Origin of the sequence: Actinotalea ferrariae (assembly GCF_019733465.1) — a bacterium.
In the GTDB taxonomy this organism is placed as follows: domain Bacteria; phylum Actinomycetota; class Actinomycetes; order Actinomycetales; family Cellulomonadaceae; genus Actinotalea; species Actinotalea ferrariae_A.
The window spans coordinates 1-3,796 of sequence record NZ_JACVQL010000352.1 but is presented as its reverse complement, the minus strand read 5'-3'; the positions used below and the strand labels follow the sequence as shown (position 1 = coordinate 3,796).

The 3,796-nt window shown below is 75.3% G+C and carries 5 protein-coding genes; 1 reads left to right on the top strand and 4 read right to left on the bottom strand.

The features are described from left to right. From ICW40_RS19615 to ICW40_RS19600, 4 genes are all read right to left on the bottom strand, one after another. The coding region (locus ICW40_RS19615) for a GntR family transcriptional regulator (RefSeq protein WP_221655662.1) at nt 1-283 on the bottom strand (283 nt) is incomplete at its 3' end. Continuing rightward, a complete protein-coding gene (locus tag ICW40_RS19610; RefSeq protein WP_221655661.1) occupies nt 280-1,209 on the bottom strand; it encodes a hypothetical protein in 930 nt (309 codons plus the stop codon). The genes ICW40_RS19610 and ICW40_RS19615, both read right to left, overlap by 4 nt. A 101-nt stretch (nt 1,210-1,310) precedes the next feature. Further along, nucleotides 1,311-2,546, bottom strand: a complete 1,236-nt coding sequence (locus ICW40_RS19605; RefSeq protein WP_221655660.1) for a sensor histidine kinase — start codon at nt 2,544-2,546, stop codon at nt 1,311-1,313. Nucleotides 2,547-2,562: 16 nt separating this feature from the next. Next, nucleotides 2,563-3,243 (bottom strand): response regulator transcription factor, encoded by a 681-nt coding sequence (locus ICW40_RS19600; RefSeq protein ID WP_221655659.1) that lies wholly within the window; start codon nt 3,241-3,243, stop codon nt 2,563-2,565. Nucleotides 3,244-3,505: 262 nt separating this feature from the next. On the opposite strand from ICW40_RS19600, the gene ICW40_RS19595 reads away from it, so the two are divergent. Next, nucleotides 3,506-3,796 (top strand): amino acid permease (locus ICW40_RS19595; protein WP_308121925.1); only part of this gene is annotated, 291 nt, incomplete at its 3' end.

Below are 3,796 nucleotides of genomic sequence, written 5' to 3'. Positions count from 1 at the left end.
CCGCCGCGCCGCCGGCCGCGGCCGGCGCGCCCGGCACGACGTCGCGCGGGGCGACGACCGTCCCGGTGCGGCGACGGGACGTCACGACGCCCGCGGCCTCGAGCTCCCGGTAGGCGCGCTGCACCGTGCCGACCGCGACGCCCAGGTCCCGCGCGAGGTCGCGCGAGGCCGGCAGCCGCTCCCCCGCCGCGAGCGCGCCGACGGCGACCAGGCCCGCGACCTGCGCGCGGATCTGCTCGTAGACGGGCGTCGGCGCGGTGAGGTCCACGCGCAGCTCGGTCATGCGGACACCGGCTCCGCGGCCTTGCGGCCGGCCGCCTCGCGCGCCCGCAGACCAGGGATCGCCGAGACCGCGACAACGAGCGAGCCGGCGCCGACGACGACGCCCGCCACGAGCGACGCGAGCGCCCCACCCGTGTGCCCGGCACCGTTCAGCGGCACGGCCGCGACCAGCATCATGAGCGCCATCGCACCGCCCACCCACGCCTGCGACCCGGCCAGCACGCGCGCCGCGGACGTGCGGCGCACCGCGTCGTCGTGCTCGCGCGGGACCAGGGCGAGCGCCGGACGCCGGGTGACCACCCACAGCGCGAGCAGCGCCGCGCCAAACGCCAGCACCAGCCCCGCCGCGATGGGGATGCCGAACGGCCAGCCCGGGTACGGCCCGGCCTCTCCCGTGCCGATGACGGTGCCGTCGGCGTCGTACGTCGGGACGTGCGCGACGGTGCGGCCACCAGGCGCAGCAGTCACGCCGTAGCCGACGACGGCGAGCAGGCCGAGCGACGTCGTCGCCGCGAGCGCCGCGAGACGCCAGCCGCCCAGCTCGGTGACGGACCGCCGCGCCAGCACGGCCGTGCGGACCGTGCCGCTGGGCCGCGGCCACCACTGCTCGCCGACCGCGCGCGCAAGGCAGAACACGACGGCGCCCACGAACGGGCACGTGTACTGGAGCACTCCCGGCGCCACCGGCAGCGGCTGGAACTCCGACGTCCAGACGATGTCGGGCAACAGGACGATGCCGATCACCGCCGCGAGGCTCGCGAGCGCGGCGCCGAGCGACATGAGCGCCTCGTGACGGCGGGCCGCACGCGCCACGGCGGGCGGGTTCGCCTCCGGGCGGCCGCTGCGCAGCGTCATGACGAGCAGCACCACGAGGGCGATCAGCCCGGTCGCGAAGGCAAGCAGGACGAGCAGGACGACGCCGGCCATGAGGTCTCCAATGAGTCAATGCGTTGAGTCATTGGATCAGCACGAGACGCCTCGCGCAAGGGCCCGTCACCCGATCGCGTCGTTGCCCGAGACCCGACCGCCTACCGCGTGGCGCCGCCGTCGCGCGCGGCGTCGACCGCGAGCGGCAGCCGGGCAACCAACCGGCACCCGCCCTCGGACCGCGCGGACAGCGTGAGCGAGCCGCCACGCTTGGCGAGCCGCTCACGCAGCCGCGCGAGCCCGCTCTCGTGCGCCCCCGGCGCGAGGCCCGAGCCGTCGTCGTCCAGCGTGACCGTGAAGGCGACGTCGGCGCCGACGTCGACGCCCAGGTGCACCGCGATGGTGTGCGCGCTGCCGTGCCGGACGGCGTTGGTCACGCCCTCCTCGACGACGTCGAGCACGAGGAGCCGGTCCGCCACGGCCATGTGCGGTCGGTCCGGCGCGTCCAGGCGCTCGAGCACGACCGGGTCGAGCGTCACCGACGTGGAGACGGTCGCCGGCAGCCGGCCGAGCGCGATCATCAGCGCCTCGCGCAGCCCGATGTCCACGCCCACGGGAATGAGCGCGTGGCTCAGCTCGCGGACGTCGCGCTCGCGCACCTCGTCGAGCTCGTCGGCCAGCGCGCGCAGCTCGTCCGCCATGCCGTCGCGCGCACCCCCGCCGTCGCCCGACGCACCCATGGCCGAGAGCCGCTCGAGCCGGTGCGTGAGGATCACGAGCCGCTGCTGCAGGCTCCCGTGCAGCCGCCGGGAAACGTCGCGGCGCACGTCGAGCTCGGCCTGCTGCGCCTCGCGCGCGGCCTGCTCCGCACGCGCCTCCTCCTCGCGCCGACGCACCTCGGCCGCCCGCAGCTCGGCACCGACGTCGAAGTCGTACAGCGCGAGCGAGACGGCCAGGACGACCGCGAGCACCCCGAACGCGGCCTCGACGACGACGAACCACAGGTCGGCGGGCGAGTACCGCAGCGTCGCGAGCAGCAGCAGGCGGACCAGGGAGGAGGCCGCCGCGACGGACGCGAGCACGGCGAGCCGACGCCGCCAGCCGTACCGCCACACGCCCACCCACCGCAGGCACACGACGACGGCGAGCCCGGACGGCACGAGGTTCGCCGCGAACACCGCGAGCACGCGCCACCAGTCGGGCGACGTCACGTGGATGTCGAGCTCGTTCTCCGTGCGCCACGACGCCCACTGCCCCGCCGCCGCGAGCGATGCCGCCAGCACGTTGACCAGGCCGAGGGCGAGCGCGCGGCGTGCCGCCTCGCGCTCGTCCTCGCGCCGTGGCATGCGCCCGACCGGCGCGAGGCCCGGGGCGCGCGCGGCGACGTCGTCGGCCATCAGCGGTGGTCCATGCCTAGTACCGGCTCGACTGCTGCACGAACGCGAGCACGGCCATGACGCGCGGGTTGGAGTTCTCGGTCGGGATGTCGAGCGCCTTGTAGATGGCGTGCAGGTGGTTCTCGACCGACCGCGGCGACAGCTGCAGCGCCTCGGCGACGTAGGCGTTCGAGTAGCCCTCCGCGACGAGGCGGAGCACCTTCATCTGCCCCTGCGTCAGCGCCGCGAGCGCCGACCCCTCGCGCGCCGTCGCCTTCCCGACCAGCTCCGGGTCGAGCACCACCTCGCCCCGCGCCGTCGCGTGGATCGCGCGCGCGAGCGTCACCGGCTCGAGCGACGACTTCTTCGACAGGTAGCTCCACGGCCTGCGCATGGTGTCCCGCACCGCGAGCACGAGGTCGAGCACGTCGTGCGACGAGAACAGCAGGACGCCCAGGCGCGGGTCGCGCTGCTGGAGCAGCGTCGCGAGCGCAACCCCGTTCCCGTCGCCGAGGTCGATGTCCATGACGACGACGTCGGCCGTGCCCGGCTGGACGAGGTCGCGCCCCTCTGCGAAGCCCGCCGCCTCGTGGACCATGCGCATGTCCGGGCGCGCCTCGACGATCTTTCGGACCATCCAGCGCATGAGCGACTCGTCCTCGACGACCGCCACGCGCACCGCGAGCCCGCGCGCCTGCTCCGCACCAGCGTCGGCCATCCCGCCTCCCCCGTCAGGGTCCGACGGTGCTCGCCCCGCCCGCGCGCGTCAACGCCTCGTCCGACGGCGGCGTCCCGGGGCGCCTGAGTGGAACCACCCACCTTCGCTCTCGCGTCGTTCGCGCTGCGAGCACCCTCGACTCATCGACCCCGGCACCAGCCACGCGGCCCACCCCGCCGCACCACGGAGGAGACCACCAGTGACCACCACCCTGCAGCAGGAGAGCGGCGCCGCCGTCGCGCGACCGCCGGCCGGCGCCGGCGTGAAGATCGGCGTCCTGACGCTGACCGCGATGGTCGTCGGCTCGATGGTCGGCGCGGGGGTGTTCTCGCTCCCGGCCCGGTTCGCCGGCTCGACCGGTGTGCTCGGTGCGCTCGTCGCCTGGCTCGTCGCGGGCACCGGCATGCTGCTGCTCGCCTTCGTCTTCCAGAACCTCGCGATGCGCCGGCCCGACCTCGACGCGGGCGTCTACGCCTACGCCAAGGCGGGCTTCGGCCAGTACGTCGGCTTCTTCTCGGCGTTCGGCTACTGGGCCAGCGCGTGCGCCGGCAAC